The sequence below is a fragment of the Paenibacillus sp. J5C2022 genome (genome assembly GCF_025567625.1).
Taxonomy (GTDB): Bacteria; Bacillota; Bacilli; order Paenibacillales; family Paenibacillaceae; genus Pristimantibacillus.
Genome location: NZ_JAOQJC010000055.1, coordinates 1 through 22,828, shown reverse-complemented (window position 1 = coordinate 22,828; position 22,828 = coordinate 1). Strand labels below are relative to the sequence as shown.

17 protein-coding genes are annotated in these 22,828 nt (G+C 53.3%); 2 read left to right on the top strand and 15 right to left on the bottom strand.

Features of this window, described 5'->3' with window-relative positions; translation table 11 throughout:
* Positions 1–119 precede the first annotated feature (119 nt).
* Both M6D81_RS28515 and M6D81_RS28510 read right to left on the bottom strand, forming a co-directional pair.
* Entirely contained in the window at positions 120–1,136 is a 1,017-nt protein-coding gene (locus tag M6D81_RS28515; protein ID WP_262680711.1) for an AraC family transcriptional regulator, read from the bottom strand.
* A 164-nt stretch (positions 1,137–1,300) separates the two neighbouring features.
* The gene (locus tag M6D81_RS28510) at positions 1,301–2,233 is read right to left on the bottom strand and encodes a manganese-dependent inorganic pyrophosphatase (RefSeq protein WP_262680710.1); all 933 of its coding nucleotides are present in this window, start codon (positions 2,231–2,233) and stop codon (positions 1,301–1,303) included.
* A gap of 235 nt (positions 2,234–2,468) precedes the next feature.
* On the opposite strand from M6D81_RS28510, the gene M6D81_RS28505 reads away from it, so the two are divergent.
* Positions 2,469–2,936, top strand: coding sequence for a BlaI/MecI/CopY family transcriptional regulator (locus tag M6D81_RS28505; RefSeq protein ID WP_262680708.1), 468 nt, complete (start codon positions 2,469–2,471; stop codon positions 2,934–2,936).
* 747 nt (positions 2,937–3,683) lie between these two features.
* Here M6D81_RS28505 and M6D81_RS28500 read toward each other — a convergent pair.
* The 3 genes from M6D81_RS28500 to M6D81_RS28490 are packed head-to-tail and all read right to left on the bottom strand — an operon-like array spanning position 3,684 to position 6,515.
* Positions 3,684–4,574 (bottom strand): sugar phosphate isomerase/epimerase family protein, encoded by an 891-nt coding sequence (locus M6D81_RS28500; protein ID WP_262680706.1) that lies wholly within the window; start codon positions 4,572–4,574, stop codon positions 3,684–3,686.
* Positions 4,575–4,602: 28 nt separating this feature from the next.
* The gene (locus M6D81_RS28495) at positions 4,603–5,460 is read right to left on the bottom strand and encodes a sugar phosphate isomerase/epimerase family protein (protein ID WP_262680704.1); all 858 of its coding nucleotides are present in this window, start codon (positions 5,458–5,460) and stop codon (positions 4,603–4,605) included.
* Positions 5,457–6,515, bottom strand: coding sequence for a Gfo/Idh/MocA family protein (locus tag M6D81_RS28490; protein ID WP_262680703.1), 1,059 nt, complete (start codon positions 6,513–6,515; stop codon positions 5,457–5,459). The genes M6D81_RS28495 and M6D81_RS28490 overlap by 4 nt, the downstream gene beginning before the upstream one ends.
* Before the next feature lie 161 nt (positions 6,516–6,676).
* Between M6D81_RS28490 and M6D81_RS28485 the strand changes: the two genes are divergently transcribed.
* Positions 6,677–7,579: an AraC family transcriptional regulator gene (locus M6D81_RS28485; RefSeq protein ID WP_262680702.1), complete on the top strand. Its 903-nt coding sequence runs from the start codon at positions 6,677–6,679 to the stop codon at positions 7,577–7,579.
* Here the strand turns inward: M6D81_RS28485 and M6D81_RS28480 are convergent.
* The 10 genes from M6D81_RS28480 to M6D81_RS28435 all read right to left on the bottom strand — a co-directional run bounded on the left by M6D81_RS28480 (position 7,576) and on the right by M6D81_RS28435 (position 22,592).
* Complete coding sequence (locus tag M6D81_RS28480; RefSeq protein ID WP_262680700.1) at positions 7,576–7,884, bottom strand: MGMT family protein; 309 nt, start codon at positions 7,882–7,884, stop codon at positions 7,576–7,578. The genes M6D81_RS28485 and M6D81_RS28480 overlap by 4 nt on opposite strands.
* A gap of 19 nt (positions 7,885–7,903) precedes the next feature.
* Positions 7,904–9,514, bottom strand: coding sequence for a response regulator (locus M6D81_RS28475; protein ID WP_262680698.1), 1,611 nt, complete (start codon positions 9,512–9,514; stop codon positions 7,904–7,906).
* 104 nt (positions 9,515–9,618) lie between these two features.
* Complete coding sequence (locus M6D81_RS28470; protein ID WP_262680697.1) at positions 9,619–11,184, bottom strand: extracellular solute-binding protein; 1,566 nt, start codon at positions 11,182–11,184, stop codon at positions 9,619–9,621.
* Positions 11,185–11,291: 107 nt separating this feature from the next.
* Complete coding sequence (locus tag M6D81_RS28465) at positions 11,292–12,176, bottom strand: carbohydrate ABC transporter permease (RefSeq protein ID WP_262680695.1); 885 nt, start codon at positions 12,174–12,176, stop codon at positions 11,292–11,294.
* A 16-nt stretch (positions 12,177–12,192) separates the two neighbouring features.
* On the bottom strand, positions 12,193–13,113 hold the full coding sequence (locus tag M6D81_RS28460) for an ABC transporter permease (RefSeq protein WP_262680694.1): 921 nt from the start codon (positions 13,111–13,113) through the stop codon (positions 12,193–12,195).
* 57 nt (positions 13,114–13,170) lie between these two features.
* Positions 13,171–15,948 carry a family 10 glycosylhydrolase gene (locus M6D81_RS28455; protein WP_262680692.1) on the bottom strand — a complete coding sequence of 926 codons (2,778 nt, stop codon included), beginning with the start codon at positions 15,946–15,948 and terminating at the stop codon, positions 13,171–13,173.
* A gap of 428 nt (positions 15,949–16,376) precedes the next feature.
* Entirely contained in the window at positions 16,377–18,176 is a 1,800-nt protein-coding gene (locus tag M6D81_RS28450; RefSeq protein WP_262680691.1) for a cache domain-containing sensor histidine kinase, read from the bottom strand.
* Entirely contained in the window at positions 18,173–19,831 is a 1,659-nt protein-coding gene (locus M6D81_RS28445; RefSeq protein ID WP_262680690.1) for an extracellular solute-binding protein, read from the bottom strand. Before M6D81_RS28445 ends, M6D81_RS28450 begins: the two co-directional genes overlap by 4 nt.
* 287 nt (positions 19,832–20,118) lie before the next feature.
* Positions 20,119–21,513, bottom strand: coding sequence for a threonine synthase (thrC, locus tag M6D81_RS28440; RefSeq protein ID WP_262680688.1), 1,395 nt, complete (start codon positions 21,511–21,513; stop codon positions 20,119–20,121).
* A 152-nt stretch (positions 21,514–21,665) separates the two neighbouring features.
* Positions 21,666–22,592 carry a DUF72 domain-containing protein gene (locus tag M6D81_RS28435; protein ID WP_262680737.1) on the bottom strand — a complete coding sequence of 309 codons (927 nt, stop codon included), beginning with the start codon at positions 22,590–22,592 and terminating at the stop codon, positions 21,666–21,668.
* Positions 22,593–22,828 lie beyond the last annotated feature (236 nt).

The following is a 22,828-nucleotide window of genomic DNA, read 5'->3' as shown; positions in this document are numbered from 1 at the left end:
AAATGAACCCCATCGATTAGCGCTGTACTCAGGCTGCGGCTTGACAGGAATGAGGACGATCTCTGATCTCCCTATCATGTCAAGCCGCTTATCGTTTTCATTGTAACGGGTGCAAATGGCTATGAATGGAGATCGTTACGCAACTTGTTTTGCTCCACATCCAGCTGGCTGATTCGTTTCATAAGCTCACTGGGATTGCAGCCATAATGCTTGCGAAATGCCGTGGTGAAATTACTGGCGTTGCTGTATCCGACCGAGGCGGCCGCTTCGCCGACATTTAAGCGCTCCACTTCCATATACCAAAGCGCTTTCTCCATCCTTTTTTGACGCACCAGCTCAAAGATCGTCATCCCAAACAATTCGCGGAAGCCTTTTTTCAGTTTAAATTCATTCATCTCAATCCGCTTGGCGAGTTCGCGGATCGACAGCGGATGTTCAAGATGCTGCTGTATTAACGCATGCGCATGCTTCAATCTGGAAATATCTTCACGGCGAAGCATGATGTCGCCTCCAACAGATCCGTACTCGTCCGACTCCCCGAACAGCGCAATAAATTCCATCGCCTTGCTTTCCATATATAATCGTTTCAGCGTTCCAAGATGCGAACAATGCATCATTTCAGATACACATCTTTGAATGGCTGGTGTGCTCGGATATTGATCAATATTCCCGCGGTGGTGGCGAAGCCACTTCTCCATCTTCCGTTTCTCGGTGACATCCTCAGCGTAACGCAGCAACTCGCTCGGCGTGAACCTGATTTCAAGAAGCTGATTTCTTATGCCTGCTCTTTTTTCCTCGCAGACCCGAACATCCTCCAGGAATAGGACATTTCCCGTTTGAGCTATCGTATGGCTGCTTTTGCCGTTCCAATCACAATGAATCTCGCCGCTTACGCAATAACTCAATTCAAACAATTGGCAGGATTCCTGAATCTGAAGTTTCATATCTTGGTTGAACGTGACATCCGTAAGCATGATCTCCATACCGGGACGAATCTGTGTCCTTGTAATATTTCCCTTGCCTACATGCGAAGGAATGGCGAGTTGCTGCTCCCAAGCTCTTTGCTGAACTTGTCCCTCTACCATCTCCGTGAATTGGTCGAATAAATCATGAATCTTGGCCACATGCAGAGCCATTTCTCTGCCACCTCCCGGTTCCATGCATAGCTATAGTGTAGCGCAGCCTGTTGCTTTCTTACAATTTTTTCGCCAAGCGATTGAGAGAACCTATGCGGCACACCAAAAACAGCTGCTAGCTTCAGTTGAAGCAAGCAGCTGTTTTTATAACACATCTTCTTTATTTACATCGCGCTCAAAGTCTCTGTCAGCACCGGAACGATTTGCGATTTGCGGGATACGACGCCTTTCAAGAGCGCCTTATTGTCGTCAAGCGTTACGTTGAACGCCTTCTCTACAGCCTGCGCCTTGCCGCCAAGCGCCAAGCCGATGGAATCGTTGTTCAGAATGTCTGTCACGACGAGCAGGAACAAGTCCAAGCCTTTCGCTGCAATGATCTCGTTCAGCGCGTTCTCCAAGTCTGCGCCGCGTCCGATGACATCGTTCGTATCAACTGCGTTCACCTGCGCAATTTCCACTTTGTAGCTGCCCATGGAGAATTCCTTCGCATCCAGGGAGATCAGCTGAGTGATCGTCTTGTCGCTCAGGTCAGCGCCTGCTTTCAGCATATCCAGACCGTACGCCTCGGCGTCAACGCCTGCAATGGCCGCCAGCTCCTTCGCTGCGACAACATCCTGATCGGTGCAGGTTGGCGATTTGAACAACAGGGAATCGGAGATGATAGCGGACAGCATTAGTCCTGCTGTCTCTTTGCGAATGGCCACGCCATTCTCTTTATACAATTTGTTCAGAATTGTCGCTGTGCAACCTACTGGCTCCGCACGGAAGTAGAGCGGGCCGCTAGTCTCGAAGTTGGCGATACGATGATGGTCGATAACTTCGGCTACTCTTACTTTGTCGATATCGTTCGCGCTCTGCTGGCGCTCGTTATGGTCGACCAGTATGACTTGCTCAGCCTCGTCAGCCACATTCTCTACGAGACGCGGCGCCTGGAAGCCGAAGTAGTCCAGCGCGTATTGCGTCTCCGCGCTCACTTCGCCCAGACGTACAGCTTCAACGTTCTCTCCCAGCTTGCTCTTAAGCTCCGCATAAGCGATAGCCGATGTAATTGTGTCGGTATCGGGATTTTTGTGTCCAAAGATCAATGTTTTGCTCATATCCTGTAACTCCTTAATCAGTATTGATTCCTTCCGAGCGCATACCGCCACCGCAAGAAACCTGCCTCTATCATTATACACTAAAACCTATTATAACCTTAAGTACTATGTATTCCTATACCTTTAGTGTGATTTATTTTATAAAACTTCTAGTATCCAAATCTTGACACCAATCGATTACAAGTGTAATCTATATGCGATTACATATGTAATCCAAATGAAAGGAGGATAACGCATGTCCAATCAAACACCTCAAATTTCGGACGCGGAATGGGAGGTAATGAGCCTTCTGTGGGAACAATCTCCCGCTACCGCTCAAGATATGATTAACAGATTGGCTAACTCGACAGATTGGAAACCAGCTACTGTCAAAGCGTTAATTAATCGCTTGCTCAAGAAAGGGGCTCTAACTTTCAAAGCCGGAGGCAAAACGTATTACTACTCGCCTGCCGTATCTCGGGAAGCATGCTGCCGGGTTGAGCGCCAAACTTTCTTGCAACGTATTTATCGAGGCTCTGCAGCTCCGATGCTCATGCACTTCTTGCAGGAACAAGAATTTTCAAAGGAAGAACTGCAGGAGCTAAAGAGGTTACTTGAAGAGAAGATCCAGAAAGATACTACTTCCCAATGCAACAATAGACATGCTCATGCTCCGTGCTTTCGCATTGACAAGTCATGTTCCGCGAGCCGAATGACGAGATAAGAAAAACGCCTAGCGGCGTCTTGCTCTCTTGCTGCGCACGCCCCCTTTTCGGCGTTCCAATGTAGGATTCATACACTGTTTCGGCTCGAACTCTCCTTTTCGGCACTCTAGTGTAGGATTCATACACTATTTCGGGTCGAACGCTCCTTTTCAGCGCTCCAGTGTAGGATTCATACACTATTTCGGCTCGAACGCTCCTTTTCGGCACTCCAGTGTAGGATTCATACACTATTTCGGCTCGAACGACCCTTTTCGGCACTCTAGTGTAGGATTCATACACTCATTTGGCTCGTACGCCCCTTTTCGGCGCTCCAGTGTAGGATTCATACACTATTTCGGGTCGAACGCTCCTTTTCGGCACTCTAGTGTAGGATTCATACACTCATTTGGCTCGTACGCCCCTTTTCGGCACTCTAGTGTAGGATTCATACACTATTTCGGGTCGAACGCTCCTTTTCGGCACTCTAGTGTAGGATTCATACACTCATTTGGCTCGTACGCCCCTTTTCGGCGCTCCAGTGTAGGATTCATGCACTCATATGACTCGCACAAGTCTATCCACTAGCTTAGGGTATTCAACTCGAATTTATAAACTCTTTATCATAAAATCCCCCACAAAGTGGGGCTCCGCCTCGAAGCTTACTGGGGTACTTTGCGGGGAGCCCGGAACTTATAATTTCTATATATGTAACAAAAGGCGATCCGGCAGCCGGTTACGCAACCGGTGCGGATCGCCTTCTCTATCCTCTAAGCTCTAAAGCTCTTCAGGAACTCCACGGCAAGGCCGATGTCGCCTTCCGGATTCGTGCCCACTTCACGCTCAATCGTCAAGTAGCCCTTGTAGCCGATATCGTTCAGCGCCTTCAAGTAGTTGTTCCAGTCCACGCCGCCTTCGCCGAGAGGGACCTCGCGGAACGCGTCGCCCTTCTCCACCATCTGCGCGATCTTCTCATGATCCGTCTCCACTTCGTAACCGTAAGCGCCGTATACGTCACGGGGATCGATGTCTCTCAGCTTGATGCCGTCCTTCGCATGCGTGTGTACGATGTAGTCCTTCAGTGTATAGACGCCTTGAACGGGATCATCACCTGTCACCATTACCATATTGGCCGGGTCGAAGTTGACGGAGACACCGTTCGTTCTCAGCGTGTCCAGGAATTCCTTCAGATGGGCGGACGTCTCAGGACCGGTCTCGATTGCGAAGTAAGCGCCCATATCACTGGCGAACTGGCTTAGCTCCTCGCACGCTCCCTGCATTGCCGCATAGACTGCTCCATTGCGGTCGTCCGGCACGATGCCGATATGCGTCGTCACGATATTGGTGCCCAGCTCCATGCCCAGCTCCATGATCCGCTTCGACTTGTCGATCTTGGCACGGTTCTGCGAAGCGTCCTGGAAGCCATGGCCGCCCAGATCGCCGACAAGCGCCGAGATTTCAAGGCCTAGCGAGTCGATGTATCCTTTGAATTCCTTGCGCTGCGCAGTTGTCAGATTGTCGGGGTCCATCTCGCCTTTGACCGCATAGATTTGAACGCCGTCGGCTCCCAGCTTCTTCGCCTTGACCAACCCTTCTCTTACGCCCACCTGGAAGCTGTCCACAATAACGCCGATTTTATTGGTAATGATCGTTTTTTGCACGTTACGCCACGCTCCTTTTCTATTGAACTTAGATGGATTCCCACATTTGCTTCACGTAGTTGAAGCCCATCTGCGTGCCTTTGCGACACTCCTCCATACCTTCGAACTCGATGGAGACATAACCGTCATATCCGCTCTCCTTCACGATGCGAAGCACATGCGGCATATCGATATCGCCTTGGCCGACAACGGCGCCGCGCAGCCAGTTGCCCGAAGACGTATTGAACCAGCCTTCGCCCGGGTTGCGGTAGGATGGACGGTAGTAGAAGTCCTTCACATGCACCATGGAGGCGATGCCGACGTTTCTGGCAACGGCTACAGCGGGATTCTCGTCCGCGCAGAGGAAGTTGCCGATATCCAGCGTCGTGCGGAAGTTCTCTCTGTCGACTGTATTCACCAGCGCCTGTACGCGGTCGCTATGCTGAATGAAGTAGCCGTGGTTCTCCACGCTAGTCGTAATGCCGAGCGGCTTCGCGTAATCGGCGATGCGACGGCAGGCTTCAGCCAGTCTTGGCAATTGATTTAGGAAATTCATAATAGACAGATCCTTGGAGCTGGCCACATCGTGGCGCATGCGCTTGATGCCCATTGCCGCGCAGACGTCCACTTCCCTCTTCACCCGCTCGATTTCCTTCTCCCAATCCTCATCGCTCAGGTCGGCGAAGTTCGCACCGATCGCATAGTTGGACAGCTCAATGCCCGCTTCGCTAGCGGCATTGCGGATTTCTTCCACCAATGCCGGCTCGTCCGGCAGCGCAACGCCCAGCGGCACGATCTCCGCATGATCTGCGCCCATTTCCGCAATGGCGCGGACAGTGCCCGGCAATGTCAATTCTCCCGCCTGATACGCTTTGTTCAAGCTGTATGTGCTTATTCCCAGTTTCATAGTTTTACTTCCTCCCCTTTAGCTGCTGATTCGTAAATGCCGCACAGAATTTTCATAATTTCCACACCGTCTTGCACCGGGCTGATCGGCTGCGAGCCGTTCTTCACGTTGTCGACGAAATGATTGATTTCATTCTGGAATGCGCTGTTGAACTCGAACGCGGCATGATCCGTCTGCGGATAAATGTTCACGATGCGGTCGTTCATCTCCGAGACGATTAGCGTCTCCGGCTCGACTTCAATGCCGCCCTTCTCGCCGAACAGACGAACGTTCGTCTCATCCTTCTTCGCATGCAGAGTGAAGCTGACGTCCACCATCAGAGAAGCGCCGTTCTCGAAGCGAATGATGGCATTGGCCAGATCTTCCACCGTATTTCTCTCGGCATCGTAGTCTGCCGCTTTATAGAAGGACAGATCTTTAATATTGGAGCGGTTGCCCAGCTTGCGATACGTATTCGCACTGACGCTAACCGGCTTCGGACGCCCCATCAGGTACCAGCACAGGTCGATGACGTGCACGCCGATATCGATCAGCGGGCCGCCGCCGGAACGCTCGATATCCGAGAACCAGCCGCCTGGATTGCCAAGCCGTCTGAACGTTTGCGCCTTCGCATAATAGATTTCGCCGAACTCGCCCTTCTCCGCCAATCCTTTAAGCAATTGGGCATTTGTATCGTAACGGCGGACAAAGCCCACCTGCAGTATTTTCCCCGTCTTCTCTACCGCTTCCTGCACCTTAAGCGCTTCCTCTACAGTGCGGCACAGCGGCTTCTCCACCAGCACATGCTTGCCCGCTTCCAGAGCGGCAATGCTGATCTCTGCATGGCTATTATTCCATGTACAAATGCTGACCGCTTCAATGTTGGGGTCTGCCAGCAGCTCGCGATAATCGGTGTACACTTTTTCGGCGCCGTATTTCTCCGCCGCCTTGCGAGCCCTCTCCTCATTCAAGTCGCATACTGCATAAATCGTAGCTTCCTCGCTCTTTTCATAGGAGTTTAAGTGCATGGACGATATAGAACCTGTGCCGATAACGCCGATCTGTACTGGTTTCATTAGCCAATCTCCTCTCAATATCACTCATTTTCGATATTTTTATCCAATTTTGAATGTAAGCTTTTACACTACACTCTATCGTATTATAATATGACTAGAAGGTAATGCCATGTAGCACAGTGCGGTTTGTTTGTATAATTGTGCTTTGAAGAGGTGAGCGTATGTATTTGGAAGACGAAGCCGAAAGCTCGTTATTGAACAACGATATATCCTTGCCGGAGAAGATGGATATGCCCGATCCTCATTTTCCGATCAAGCTGCATCAGATCGAATGGAAGAAGCCTGATTCGCTTCTATTCCCGCCGCATTGGCACGAGCATCTGGAATTTCTGTATGTCGTATCGGGAACGATGGAAGTGGCGTGCGGCTCAACGATCATACAAGCGGTTCCCGGCGATATGGTGGTCATCAACAGCAATGAGCTCCATCAGGGAATGTGCTTGTCGCCGGATTTGTTCTACTATGCGCTTATCGCGCATCCATCCATTCTGCACAGCTCGTCCGCGGATGCGGCGGAGACGAAGTTCATCGTACCGATCGCCCAGAACCGCTTAATCATTCGCAATCATATTCGCAACAATGATTCGGTCAACGCATGCATGCTGTCGATCGTACAGGAGATGAAGGCGAAGGGATTCGGCTACGAGTTGGCGATCAAGTCCGAGCTGTACAGGCTGCTGACACTTCTGCTGCGCAGCCACGTCGAGACGGTTCTGACGAAGGACGAATTCGACGAGCGGATGAAGAATGTCAAGCGGTTCGAGCCGGTCTTCCGCTACATTGAACAGCATTATATGGAAGAGCTCCCCGTGGAGGAACTTGCCGCCATCGCATCGCTCAGCCGCTATCACTTCAGCCGGCTGTTCAAGGAGCTGAGCGGCCGGACGATTACGGAATATATTACGGCCATTCGGCTGAACAAGGCGGATTACTTATTGCGCAATACCGGGCAGACCGTCTCCGAGATTGCCAGCGCGTGCGGCTTCAACGATATCTATTATTTCAGCAAGACGTTCAAAAAATATAAACATCTGGCGCCGTCCGAATTGCGCAGGGGGATCTAGCTAGGCCGATGGAAATAGCGCGCCAGCTCGATCCTTCCGTCTTCGCCGACCTCCACGCCTTCATCGCGCAAATATAGACTTTGCAGAAGTCTCCCTTCGTCGCTGGACAGAGCAATCTCTCCCTTCGCATTGACAATGCGGTGCCAGGGCAAGCCCTCCTTCTTGCTCATGGCATGCAGAATGCGCACAACCTGCCTAGCCGCACGCGGGCTGCCCGCAAGGGCGGCCACGCTCCCATACGTCATCACCTTCCCCGGCGGAATGCTCTTGATAATGTCAATGACTGCTTTCGTGAACGGTTGCAACTTGCCATCGCCTCCTCGCTTATGTTCCAGACGTCTTGGCCATCTCGCCCGGCGTAATGCCCCAATACTTGCGGAATACCTTCGTGAAGTAACTGACATCGCGATAACCGACGCTGCTGGCCGCATCGTACACTTTGGCCCCCCCAAGCAGAGAAGCCTTCGCCCGCTCCATCTTCCGCTCCAGCACGTAAGCCGAGAACGGCTTGCCTTGCTCTTGCTTGAACAACCGGCTTAAGTAGGAGGAATTAATGAACAGCTTCTCTGACACGGTATGAAGCGTCAAATCCTCGTGGATGCTCTCCTCAATCATGACGAGCACCGCTTCCACCGTACGATGTCCCGCCGCTCCCCGCTTCTGCATCAGATATTGAACGAACCGGCGAATCAGGCGATGGAGGTAGTCGCGCATCTGCTCCTTCGTTGCGATCGTCTGCAAGTTCTGCATATACGGAAAATCTTCTCCGGCTACTTCCTTCACGGAGCATCCTCGCTGCTGGATGAGCCGTATGAGCAAGCTGTTGAAGTACAAAATCGATTCCCGGACCTGCTCCACATGCTCTGCTCCATCCATCACAGATGTCCATAGCTTGTCCATCGCCTTCAGAGCAGCTTCCTCGTTGCCCTTCTCCAGTCCGATCTCCAGCTCGCGCTCCAGATCCGGCCGGGCATAATTCTCCCCTTCCAGCTCGAACCGCTCCTGATAAGTGGCCGCAATGCCATTGCCGTAGACGAGCCGCTTCTGCAGCGCTTGCCGCGCTTGCTCGTACAGCTTGTTCAACTCCAGCGGCTCGTCCGTACAGGCGCTGATTCCGCTGCTGGCCGTCAGCTTGAAGATTTGCCTCACGATATCGAGCAGCTTCTCGATGGAGGCGTTGACATGATGAAGGAAGCCTTCGCGATCCTCCGTTCCGCGCGAGCGGAACACGATAACCGTAGAGCCGTCGAAGTCGGTGAACATCCATACCGCGCCTTCCGCCAGACACTCTCTGGCAATCGACTTGACGGATACCTGCAAGAGGGACGTATCCTTCCCGCTGAATCTCTCCTCGTCCTCCGGCAGCGGGTCTATGTCCACAATGGCTGCGCAGTAATAGTCTTGCGGCTGCAAGTTCAGCAGCACATCGCCGCTGCGCCGCTTCAGCTCCCAGGCGGAATACTGCCCGTGCAGCCAGTTGCGAAGGAACATCTCTTGCAGATAAGGCAGATGCTGCGTCCACTTCTGCTTCAACGCCGCATGATTGTGCAGCTCATCCAGCTTGGCTCGAAGCTCTCCAGCCGCGGACAACACCGCCTCCAGAATTTCCGTATCGCCGGCGGGCTTGAGCAGGTATTGGCTCACCCCGTATGCCATCGCGGATTGTGCATATTCGAAGTTGTCGTGGCCGCTGAGCACGATCATCTTCACCAGTTGGCCGCCGGCCTGTATTTCCTTCGCCAGCTGGATGCCCGACATGCCGCTCATCTGCACGTCCAGCAGCAAAATATCCGGCCGCTTGCGCTCTACCAGCTCCAGCGCCTCCTCCGCGCTGGCCGCGAGGCCGACCACATCGATGCCATGCTCCTCCCAGCCGATATCGTTGGCCAGATGCAGTCTCAAGCGCGGCTCGTCCTCTACGATAATCAATTTCATGTCATCACCTCCATCGCTGACAGAAGAACCTTCCGCTGCGCTCCGGGGAACGACAGCAGAAGGTTCTCAACCTTTTGCTTTTGCTTCAATTTGGAGTTAGACGATTACTTCTGGCTGTTATACCACTCTCTGGCGTCTTCCACCATCTCCTTGCCGCCATTCGCCTCCCATTGTGCCAAATAGGAATCGAACGTGTCAAGCGACTCCGATCCGCCGATGTACTTCATATAAGTATCCTCGGAGAATTGCATGAGCGATTGCGTATATTTGGATACGCTCTCGATCGGCTTCGCCTTGGACATCGGATCTACGACGAAGTTGCCTTCCGCTTGCTGCTGGAACTGCTCATAATAGCCTTGCAGCACAGGGTCCTTGCGTACACGCGCCTGCCAGTAGCCCTCATAGACGCGCTGATCGGTGCCCGTCAGGAAGTGGCTCGCATTGGTCAGGTCGTCATTGAACTTCGGCAGGATCGGATAGTATTTGCCGTCCTCCACCTTATGGTGCACGCCTTCTTCACCGATGACCAGTTCCTTGAACAGCTTCTCTTCCAGCTTCATGTTCATCAGATTCATCGCATGCTCTTTGTTCTTCGCCCACTTCGGAATGGCGATATAATAGCTGATGCCGGCTCCGGCCCCTACGGAAGGCTTGCCGCTGTCTCCCGTCAAGTATGGAAGCGTCTCAAGCTTCGCATCCGGGAAGTTCTTCGCCAGTGCGCTCACGATGGACGGAGAGCTCCACCAAGCGACGCTCATCATCGCAGCCTTGCCGCTTGTGAACTTCTCGATGACCTTCGAACCGGTATTGATCGGCCATTCGGAATCGATCAAGCCCTCTTCATACAGCTTGTTCATGAAGGCCAGATATTCCTTCATCTTCGGATGCTGCGCCTGCTGAATCAACTCTCCGTTCAGTTCGCCCCATGCGAAAGCGTTGCTGGACAGCGTCGGAATATCGAACGTCGTGGCAATTTCCGGGAAGATGCTCTTGTAGCCGGACAGCGGTACGACGTTTTTCTTCTCTTTGATCGTCTTCAGCACATTGTACAGCTCGTCGCGGTTGGTCGGCATCTCCAGTCCGAGCTCATCCAGCCAGTCTTTGCGAACGACCAGATTGGTGCTGGCGGACAGTCCCGTGCCGCCTTCCGGAATACCGTAGATCTTGCCGTCTGCCGTAGCCGCTTTCCAGGTCTCTTCATTGATGCCCGCCTTCAGATTGTCTCCGTATTGATCCAGCAGCTCATCCAGCGGCTCCAGCGCGCCCGCTTCCACCAGATTGTAGAACTGATCCTTGCCCAGCTTCATGAAGTCGTAAGGCTCCTTATTCGCCATGAGCAGGTTCAGCTTCTCGTTGAACATCTCCTCCGGCAGCATGTCATACTTGACCTTGTAGCCCGTCTTCTCCTCCAGGAACTTCGCGACATAATCGTTATTGGGATCGAAATGGTTGAACGGCTGCAGCTGTCTCAGCGTCGGCTTGTCGCCGTCCAGCACGTTTTTGGCTCCCTCGTCGTTCTTCCCTTTGTCACCGTTATTCGAGCCGCCGTTGTCCGTTGCTTGCGGCTTCTCGCTACCCTTATTCGTTTCCTTGCCGCTATCCGAGCCGCTGCAGGCCGCCGTTACGACAACCAGCACCATAATCATCATGAGCGATATCAGCTTTTTCATCTCTGTCTTCCTCCCCTTCGGCATTGTTGAATGATGGAATGATGGTTGAACCCTCTCTATGCACTGCCATCCTGCTATCCATTCTTCTCTCTCTCCGGCTTCATACGCTACCCCTTCACAGATCCAAGCATGACCCCCTTTACGAAATACTTCTGCAGGAATGGATAGACGAGAATAATCGGAATCGTCGCGACGATAATCGCAGCCGCCTGGATCGCTTGCGGTGATGCGTTCATCGCGGAGTTGACGTCAATCATATCCGTCCGCATGAAGATGTTGTTGGCCGAGGCCAGAAGCTCCTTCAAGTACAGCTGCAGCGGCTTCAATTCAGGATTGCTGATGTACACCATCGCCATGAAGAAGTCGTTCCAGAACTGAACGGCGAAGAACAGCGCGATCGTGGCCAGAACAGGCATGGACAGAGGCAATATGATGCCGTAAAAAATTCTGAAGTTGCTTGCCCCGTCAATTTTGGCGGATTCCTCAAGCGCGTCCGGCAAGCTCTCGAAGTAGCTTTTGATGACGAGCAGATTGAAGACGTTGACCATCGCCGGCAGGAACAGCACGGGGAGCTTGTTGACCAGCCCAATGCCGCTCAGCAGCAAGTAGGTCGGAATCAGTCCGCCGCTGAACAACATTGTGAAGACGAACAGCAGAATGAACCACTTGCGTCCTCTTAGCCGCGCTCGCGACAGCGGGTACGCCGACATTGTCGTCATGAGCAGACCGAGCAGCGTACCGACCACCGTTACGATAACGGAATTGCGGAACGCTCCGAGAAACATGCTGTCGGTGATAACGAAGTTGTACGTGCCGAATTGAATGTCGACGGGAAGCAACCCGACCTGGCCCGATATGACCGCCTCTTCGCTGCTTAGCGATTTGGCGATCAGATTAAGGAACGGGAACAGCGTAATCACGCCCAGGAATAGGAAGAACAAATAGTTGCATGCGGTGAACAGCTTGTCGTATAAGGATGTTTTGTGCGCCATCTTCGTTGTCTCCCTTCTACCAAAGCCCGCGCTGCAGGAACTTTCGGCTTAAGTAATTGCCCGTCAGAATAAGGAAGAGTCCCACGACGGAATCGAATAGCCCCACCGCTGTCGAGAAGCTGTAATCCTGCTGCCCGAGGCCGATTCGGTACACATATGTGCCGATGACGTCGGCAACGGAATAGACGAGCGAGTTGTACATGACGAGAATTTGCTCCGTGCCCGCCTCCAGAATATGTCCCAGGCGAAGGATGAACATCAGAATGATTACCGGAATCAAGCCGGGCAGCGTAATGTGCATAATCTGTCTGAACCTTCCCGCTCCGTCGATCTTGGCCGCTTCATAAAGCTGCGGATCGATCGAAGCGATGGAAGCCAAGTAAATAATCGTGCTCCAGCCGACCTCCTTCCACCCTGCGGACGTTACCAGCACGGACCGGAATACGTCGGTGTCCATGAAGAAGCGGATCGGCTCGCCGCCGAGCGATACAATAATGCGGTTCACGATGCCTCCGTCTGTGGAGAGCAGGTCGATGAACAAGCCGCTTACGATAACCCAGGACAGGAAGTGCGGCAAATAAACGACCGTTTGAATGCTGCGCTTGAATATCATGTTCCGGATCTCGTTCATCAATATCGCCACCACGATGGGCAGCGGGAACAAGAATACAATTTTGTACAAGCTGATAATCAGCGTGTTGCGGAATACGACGCCGAAGTCCGGCGACGAGAACAGCCGCTCGAAGTTCGTCCATCCTACCCACGGGCTGGCCTTCAACCCGTCAAAAATATTGAAATCCTTGAACGCAATGACAATGCCGTACATCGGCGTATATTTGAAGAGCAGCAGAAACAATATTCCCGGTATGAGCATCAGGTACAGATCCCAGTCTCTGCGCACATCAAGGCCAAGCCTTTTCATATAAGTTGCAATCATTGCCAGTGTCATCCTTTCCCCTGTTGTCGCTTCTGCAGTTCTGTCATATGAGTCATCCTAATTGCAGGTGACAAGGATGGTCTTCTCATTCGTCTTCATGCCATCAACGTAGACTTCGATAACGATGCTATTCTCCCCTTGCGCAAGCTTAACCTTGTCCGAGAAGTCAATCGGCTCGCTCGTGTCGGTCTGGCCAGCGCGCGGATTGGCGCGATTGCCGCTTAGCTTCGCTTTCTTCCTGTTGATCTTCACTTCGACCGACTCGCCGAACCCCAGCACCGTAACTGTGCCTTCAAGCTGAAGCTGATGATGATCGACGGTGATGCCGTCATATGCCCGGAAGCCTTCCAGCAGAGCTGCCCGCACCTCGTCTCCCATCGCATACAGACCGGCCACAAGCTGCCGCTTCTCTCTCATGCCCGACGGATCTGCCGCCGATAGGACGAAGCCTCCTTCGGGAATATCGCTGTCGTTAGCATCGACGATCGTCCAGTTCCAGTTCATCGCCTGCTCCTTATTCGCCGTATGCACCACTTGCCCGGTTCCGCCTACTGCGATTTCCACGCCCCACTTGTTCGTGTCCGTCGACAGTCCGAATTCGTTCGTGAACATGTTGATGTTGCCTTCATTACGGTTCATGTTCAGGAAGTCGCCTTCCAGGAACCCATCCGGCTGGCCGGGCTTGCTTATTCCCAGCTGATACGGCTTCACGTACGCTTCATCGTTCAAAGCCGCCTTCACTGTATCGAAGTTGACCAGCGAGTAGTCGAACAGCATCATGCCGTCCGTCTTCTGCTTCGCAGCCTGGAACACGATGCGCTGCAGCTCCGGCTCCCTCACATTGCTCAACGCGATGGAGGCGTACAGCGGCACTTCTCCCCGGGTCAATATGTTGCCTAGCGTCATATAATGCTCGATCTCCGACTCCGTGCTCTGATAGGTCCCGATCATCAGGAAGTCCAGATTGCCGATATAGCCGGTGCTGTAATAGTCGTCGGTATAGATGCGGTCCTCGGTAAAGCCAAGCCGCCCGTCATACCTGAAGTCCGGGCTCGCCCAGTTAATGCCGTTCATGTACAGCGAATCGTACCAGGAGCCGACGTATGCGGATACCTGGATCGGCTTGCCCTTCTCCTCGCCATACTCATCCGCCAGCTCCCTCACCTCGTCCGTGAAGCTCTTGATGACGCCCGAGCGGAACGCCCACCAGTCCAGATAATGTTGACCCTCTACCCGGGTTGCACGTCCTTCGCTGTCGTATACAAGTTTATATACATCGTCCGGCCAAGCCTCCAATTCCTTGCCCCGTTCCTCCAAGTACTCCTCGAACTGCTCTCTTGTCTCTTCGCTGAAATCCGCGAAGTAATTGTCATACCTTCCCCGGTCAAGGTTAATGCCGTCCACGTCGTAATTCTTTATGATCTCTTCGAATGTAGCTAGCTGGTATTCGCGAACGTCTTCATCCGCGGGATTGACGAAGGCAACGATTTTATTGGCGGCTGCGCTTTGGCGAATCGGCAGGATCTGCCCTCCGTCCTCCGGACGGTACACCATCTCCTCCCACTCCGGATGCGCATCCAGCACCGCATTCTCATGCATCGAGCCTTCCGCGAATACATTCACCGCCGCATGAATCGTCAGGCCGAGCGCCCGGCAATGCTTGACGAACTCCTCCAGCAGATCCAGCTCCGGATTCGCCCCGATGCGGTTGGGATCGGTCATCTCGCTCACATAAGGCCGCCCTGTCAGATCGTTCTGCTGGTAGGAGACGAACCCTTCATAGCCCTTCACATCCAGAATGATGCCCGTTATGCCGGCGTCGGCCGCTTTGACAAGCATGTTATAGACATCCTCGCTGGACTGGAACTTCTTCGCATTCGGGCCCTGTTCCACCCACATCAGCACTTCCTCGTCCGTCACGATCGGACCGGGCTTGTAATACATAACTGTCGATGTCCGCGCCAGCTCTTCCCCATCCCTTGTCAGCACGGTGTCGACGTAGTTCACGCCCTCCTGGAGCGTCAATGCCGCTTCGAACAGTCCCGTCTCATCGACCGTTGCCGGAGTGCCATACACGGTTAGAGCATCGCCCGGCTGTATATGCGTGACGGAGCCGGTCAGCGTGAAGCTCTGCTCGTTCACGGTGAACATCGATTGCTGGTCCACCTTCACGCTCGGCCGCGGGCCGCTGCTGATAATGTCCGCCAGCGGCACGACGTCGCCGTTCTTGCGCAGCTTGATGATATCCCCCTGTTGGAAGTTCTCCGCCAAGTACTTCTTGAAGCCCTTCGACGCATAGGAATCATCATGCGCCAGCAGAAGGAACCCGCCTTCCGGAATGACGACGTCCACCGGCGCCGGCTCCCACACGGGCGGCAATCCGTTCACGGACGGATTCACCACTTGCACGACCTTGTTCTGGTGATCCATCACGACGGCAACATAATACTTGGGAACGGTATACGCATTCCCGTATAAGTGCGAGATCAGCGCTACGTAATCGCTCTTGCCCGACAAGTCCTGATCGACATAAGCGATGGCATGGCGCGGGCCATTCAATTCAATCGTAATATCGATCGGCTCCGCTTCCACCTCGATGAGGTCTGCCGCTGCGACAGACTGATTATCGGTCGAAGCCGTATTTGCAGCGCCTCCGTTGCCGCTCGGTGACTCTCCCGTGTAAGCCGTCGTCGATCCGCTCGGTGACTCTCCCGTGTAAGCCGTCGTCGATCCGCTCGACGCAGACCCTCCCGTAACAGCTCCTCCGTTCTGAGCAGACACTTGTATTCCCGATGACGGCCACAGAGCAAGCACTAAGCTGCATATCAACGCCATACACCATATCCTCCTCATATTTACCAGCCCCTTCTTTTGCGATTTCTGTTGCAGGTTCGGTGTTGTTCCTTGTCATTGTAGCTGGAATCGCTTTCAGCTCACTAGACGGGGATGATGACTTTCATTGGTAAATTGATGACTTCCCCCGCAGTAAAATATTTCTTTCGGCTATAAAAGAAAAAACGAGCAATCGCCGGAGGAAACCCGGCGATTGCTCGTTTGACGTATATTTCATACTGTTCACGTATGCCCCACTTTGGAGCTCTTGTGTAGGCTGCATACACTATTTCAACTCATATGCCCTATTGCGGTGCTCCTGTGTAGGCTGCATACACTATTTCAACTCATATGCCCTATTGCGCTGCTCCTGTGTAGGCTGCATACACTATTTCGACTCATGTGCCCTATTGTGAAGCTCGACGCTCCCCTCAAGCCGAGGCTACCGTCTCCCGCTCCAGCGGGAAGCGCATTGCAACCATCGTCCCCTCTCCTGCCACACTCTCAATGTGCAGCATGGCCGAGTCCCCATAATACAGCTTCAAGCGGCCCAGCACATTACGCAGTCCGAACAGCTCCTTATGCTGCTGCTCCGTTATCGCCACCAGTTGCTCCTTGCTCTCCATGCGCATCAGCTCTCCCTTCATATAAGCCAGCCGCTCCTCCTGAATGCCTGCACCGTTATCCTGGACAGTCAAGCAGAGCATGCCGTCCTCCAGAGTGCTCGAGATGACCAATTCACCGCCTGTCCCCCGCTTCTCCAGTCCGTGCAGGATCGCATTCTCCACGATCGGCTGCAGCAGCAGCTTCAGCACATGAATATCCCTCGTCTCCTCCTTGATATCGAAGCGCACCGTGAACTGGTCCATGAACCGGAACTGCTGCACGCGCAAATAATACATCAGATGCTCCAGTGTCTCGGATACCGTGAACGTTTCCCGCCCTTTGCTCAGATTAAGACGGAAAAACTTGGACAAATTCAGCACCATCTCGCTAATTTCGTCCGCCTCATAATTTTTGGCCGTCCAGTAGATGGAATCCAGCGTGTTATAGAGAAAATGAGGATTAATCTGCGAATGCAGAAACTTAAGCTCGGTCTTGCTGAGCTGCAGCTGATGCTCGTAAATATCCTGAATCAGCCTCTGCTGGTCGGCAATCATACCGTTGAACGCCTCCGTCAACGCGCCGAATTCATCCTTCCTCGCATTGGGCAGACGGGTACCGAACTTGCGCAGCCGCATCTGCTTCATCCCGTGCAGCAAGCTGGACAACGGCGCAGCGATCCCCTTATAGACAACCAGCGAGATTAGAAAAGCAAGTACGATGCTGAGCAGAATGATCACATTCGTGAACTGCGACAGCTTCCTCGATTCCTTGTACAATTCGCCTTCGGGCTGCACCATGACCAGCGACCAGCCTGATTGCGCCGATTGCATGCGCCATACGAGCATGCCAGCCTCCATTCCGGCCGCCTTCCTGCCTTCCAGATGTCTCCACTCATCCTCCACATACAGCTCGTCCGTGCCTGCCAGAAGCCGGCCATCGGGCGAGTACAGATAAATGGACGTCTCCGGCGTCACCTTCAGCTCCTCAATCATGCCTAGCAGCTTATCCCTTGATATCGTCAGAATAAGGACATTTGACGCGCTGTAGAGCTTGTGCACATCCATTATGCGCATGAAGCTGACGGTGCCGTTACCGAACAGCGGAGAAGCCGTCTCTTGTCTCATCGGCGCATACAGCACCGTCTTCCCGCTCGCCTGCTCCACCTCATCGAACCAGGACTCCTTCCGGTAATCCAGCTTCCTTCCCCCATGCTGCGTCGACAGCAGAAATCCCGAGGGTGTATGCAGTATCGATATTTCCTGCAAATAGCCGTTAATGGCCGTAATATTCGTTAATCTGTCGATGATGTTGTAGAACCCGTACAATTCACTTGGCAGTAGAATGTCGTCCGCTTCGTGAAGCACAGGCTCAATGCTATGGTCGGATGAAATAAGAGCTGACAAGTTGTCCAAATCCTGCAGCACCAGATCGATATTGCTCAGCGCGGATTGCAAGCTGTTCAGCGTCCGCTCATCGGTCTGCCCTTCCAAAATATCCGTCGATCTAAAATTGGCGAACAAGCTGACGCCAACAAGCGGGATGAGAATAAACAGGAAATAGATCGTCAGGCGAAGCTGAACGCGCTCCTGATACATTTGGCGAAGCTTCCGAAAAAAAACGGTCATGGCCTCTGTCCCTCCCATGCCTTGCTGTCCCTGAACCATGCGTTCACTTCATTGGATATTTCCCAGCCGCCCTCTCTTATCCACTGCTTGACGAACTCATCGAACGCATTGCCCTGACTAATTCCCATAATGATCTGGGTGAACGCTTCGTCCTCCAGCTTCTGCAGCTTCGTCCCGTATCTTCCCATAGAGGGGGTCGGCGGACCGCGAAAATCGCTTCGCAGCACATGTGCCAGCACGTACTCCACATTGTCGTTCATCTCATACTGCTTCCCTAGCGAGTCCAGCCGTTCCTTGCGAACGGCTGGATCATTGGGATCGGCGATCGCATGCAGCGTTCCGCGGTAAATATGCTCGTTATGCTTCCCTTCATCCGTCACCATGACGCCGTCCTCCAAGTGCCATACCTCGCCCTGAAAGCCCAGCTTCAAATCCCGGTAGCCATCCCCCGCGATAAAGCTGAGTACTTTAATGACTTCCTTCGCATTCGCGCTGCGGGCAGGGATAACGCTATACGACTGCAGCAGATCGCGTTCAGCCGTTCCCGATTGCCCCTCTTCCCCCACAGGGTAGGGAAGCCTGATCCATTGCGCATTGGGGTCCTTGTTCATATTGTCCAGAATCGGTCCCCGCGTGTCGAACCAAGTGGCGGAGAACATGCCGACACTCCCATTGACGATTTTATTGATGAAGGTACTGTTTTTATTCAGAATAAATTCCCGATCCAACATACCGTCACCGTACAACTTGGCCAAAAAGCTCAGCGCTTCCTTCGTCTCCGGCAAAATGCCGCTATAGACAAGCTCGCCGTCCACTTCCTTCCACTGCGTAATGCCGTTGACGCTGCGCGGCACGCCGAACGCCCCGAAGAACGGAGCGGTCCGCGACAAGCCGGCGGGCATAATCGTAATGCCCCATGTGTCGTCCCGGCCATTGCCGTCCGGATCGTCGTAAGTGAATGCTCGCATCACTTCATAGTACTCCTCCAAAGTGACGGGCGGATCAAGCCCCAGCGCATCCAGCCAGTCCTTCCTCGCATACATCACTTCATTGCCCGATACTTCGGCAAGGCTGGGAACGGCATAGATGTCGCCATTGAATGTCACCGCATCCCACGCCTCTTTAGGAAACGCTTCCAAAAGCTCGCTGCCGTATTGCTCCAGCAGTTCGCCAAGCGGCATGAGCGCTTCCTCTTCCACGAAGCGCGATACCCATGCGGGATCGCTCGTATTGATCAAGTCGGGCTGAGCATCCGATGCCATAATTAAATTCAGCTTCTCCTGATAGCTGCTGTACGGAGGCGCAATGATGGTGATATCCACCCCTGTATGCCGCTCAATATATTCCAGATAAGGATTGTGATTGTCGTCCAGCCCCTCCGGGAAAGTCCGGCTCGCATCGAAGACGACGAACGATACGGCACTTTCCATGGAAGAAGGGGGCGTCCGCACGGATGACGAAGAACCGGCTTGCATTCCCCCCGAAGAGCTTCCCTGTGAACCAGCTTGCTGAGTCATGCTGCCGGAGGGACTCTCTTTGCAACCGGCTAATGCGCTAATGGCGATGAAGCACAAGCAGATCAGCAGCAGCCTGCGTCCCGCGGTTCGCGATAGATGTCTCTTTATTGTCTGATTGAACATTCTCTGTTTCTGCATGGTCACGTCCCCCTCTTCAGTATGATTCCTTGATGCCTGCTCCAGATTCGGAATCGGGAAGAACTCTATTTTAGATGGGGTCCCGTCAGGAATATAGTCGGCAACAATGACTATTTCCGGTAAAATGATGACATTCGTCCATTCTCAGCGCCAGAGGTATGAAATAACCTAACAAAGTGAGGCTCCGCTTCGAAGCTTAATCAGGTACTTTGCGGGGACCCCGGAACTTATATTTTCTATAAATGTAAAAAACCGTCCCGCCATAGACGGGACAGCTTCACTACCGATTAAGCATTATAGAACTTCACCAGCTCATCCGCAACGGCGGATAGATCCGCATCGATTCGCTTCTGCCGCTGCTGCTTGTTGAACAGGATGGCGATCTGCTCGGGGAACTGCTGTTCAATGCCGCAGAGCCGGATCGCTTCATCGAACTTCGCCGGATGGGCAGTCGCCAGCGACACCGTCACCTCGCCTGCTCCCGCACATTTCTCTACCGCCGCCACGCCGCATGCCGAATGCGGGTCCAGCAGATAATCCGCCTTTGTTTTGTAGTCCGATATCGTATCCAGACATTCCTGGCCCATTACGCCATGAGCGGAGAAGTCCGCCTGCACCTTGGTCAGCAATTCCGGCGGCAGGGCAATCTCGCCCTCCGTCTTGAACTGCTCCATCAGCTTGCCGACTTGCGCAGCGTCCTCATCCAGTACGTAATACAAGTAACGCTCGAAGTTGCTCGCCACCTGAATGTCCATGGATGGGCTGTAGGTGCTGCAGAACTCGCCTGGCATATATACGCCTTCCTGGACGAATCTCTCCAGAATGTTGTTCTCGTTCGTGGCCAGGATAAGCTTGCCGATCGGCAGGCCCATACGCTTGGCCAAGTAACCTGCAAATATGTCGCCGAAGTTGCCCGTCGGCACACTGAAATTAATGCGTTCGGCAGATGTCTCCTGCTTCACGCGGAAGTATGCATAGAAATAATACACGGTCTGCGCCATAATGCGGACGAAATTAATGGAGTTGATCGCAGCCAAGTGGTTGGCCGCCTTGAAGTCCAGATCGGCGAACAATTCCTTAATCATACGCTGGCAATCGTCAAAGTTGCCGTCGACGGACAGGTTCAGCACATTATCGTCCTGGACGGTCGTCATTTGCAGTTCCTGCACTTTGCTGACCTTGCCGTGCGGATGAAGAATGCATATTTTAATGCCGTCCTTGCCTCTTACGCCCTCAATGGCGGATGCGCCGGTATCTCCGGAAGTTGCGCCAAGAATATGAATTTTCTTGTTGTACTTGGTTGCGACATAGGAGTACAGCTGGCCCATGAATTGCAGGGCGATATCCTTGAATGCGAATGTCGGACCGTGGAACAGCTCCAGCAGGTACGTACCTTCGTGCAGCTTGCGAACAGGTGTCACTTCCTCATGACGGAAAGTGGAGTAGCTGGCTTCCACCATCTGCTTCAGGTCTTCTTCGGGAATTTCGCCGTTCGTATAATAGGAGAAAATCGCCATAACCAGCTCCTGATAGCTTAGCTTCTCCCACTGCTGCAGCGTCTCCGCAGATATGACAGGAATCGCGCTTGGCACGAGCAGGCCGCCGTCGTTGCCCAGCCCCATCATGAATGCATCGATAAATCCAATATTGCCAACCTTGCCTCGGGTACTGATATAATCCATAAATCGATCCTCCTACTTGCCACCGCCATTGTGACGGAATAGCTCTTGTTAGCATTTTATCATCGTTTGCCGCGAAATTGAATGGCAATTTCAAATAACCGCACAATGCGGCACTCTACCTGCCCATTTCCATTGCGTCTCCATCGTTGCGATCAGAACAGCTCCAGCTGCTCCACATCCGGCGGTGACGGCTGTGCAATCGGGTCGCTGCCGTCCGGGCGCTTCTGCCCCAGCATCTCCATCAATTCCTTGGCGTTGTCCGCAGCATCACCGCCGGAATTATTATTGAAGATGACGCACACCCGTCCGCATTGCCGCTCCAGCTCGATCAGCTTATCTCGCCATTCCGTCAATTCCGCTTCGCTATACCGGTACAAGTAGCGGACCTCGCGCCAATTCGGAGCACTTGCCGCATTCCAGCCCGCCACATTACGCCCGTGCATGCGCACGATGGTCACATCCCGAGTCGTAGCTTTCAATACGGTTGGAATGCTCCCCATCCCCGCTTGCGGCTCGTCGCAGACGCCATGAATCCATCCTTCCTCTTCCATGAACGCAAGCGTCCGCTCCCGCATCTCGCCTTCGAACCAGCTGGCATGTCGGAATTCCAGTGCACACGGTATGCCTTCCATCCTTTGCTTCGTATACTTCAACAGCTTGACATGATGACTGTTGCAGTCGAACCAGGGCGGGTATTGGAACAATACGGCCGTCAATCTTCCGCTCTCGATGGCCGGCTCCAGCATGCGCTTGAATGCTTCTGCCATATCGCCTTGCTCGCCCTTGCCGGAGCCGCCCCGTTGATGCCCGGTCATGCCGCCATACGCCTTCACTACAAATTGCAGCGAATCCCTCGTATCCTGCACCCACTTGGCGAATCGATCTCTGGATTGTATCGCGTAGAAAGTACTGTCTACCTCGACCACTGGGAAGTGCTCGCCATACACCTTCAGCTTGTCTCCCGGCTTGGTGCCGGCCTCATACAGGTCGTCGTGATCGCCCCAGCCGGCCAGTCCAATCTCGATCGTCACATCCGCACCTCCCTTCACTCGCTCCTGGCGGCACCATTTTTGCCCCATACATATAGACATATAGCACGCACACATATCACGCCACAGCGGCGATACTGCTTCTGGTGACGGTCACTTTGTACGATTTTTCATACAAACGCAGCACATTTGCTCCTCAAGTCCCTCACTTTGTACGATATTTCATACAAACGCAGCAAATTTGCTCCACTTACCCCTCACTTTGTACGATATTTCATACAAACGCAGCAAATTTGCTCCACTTGCCCCTCACTTTGTACGATTTT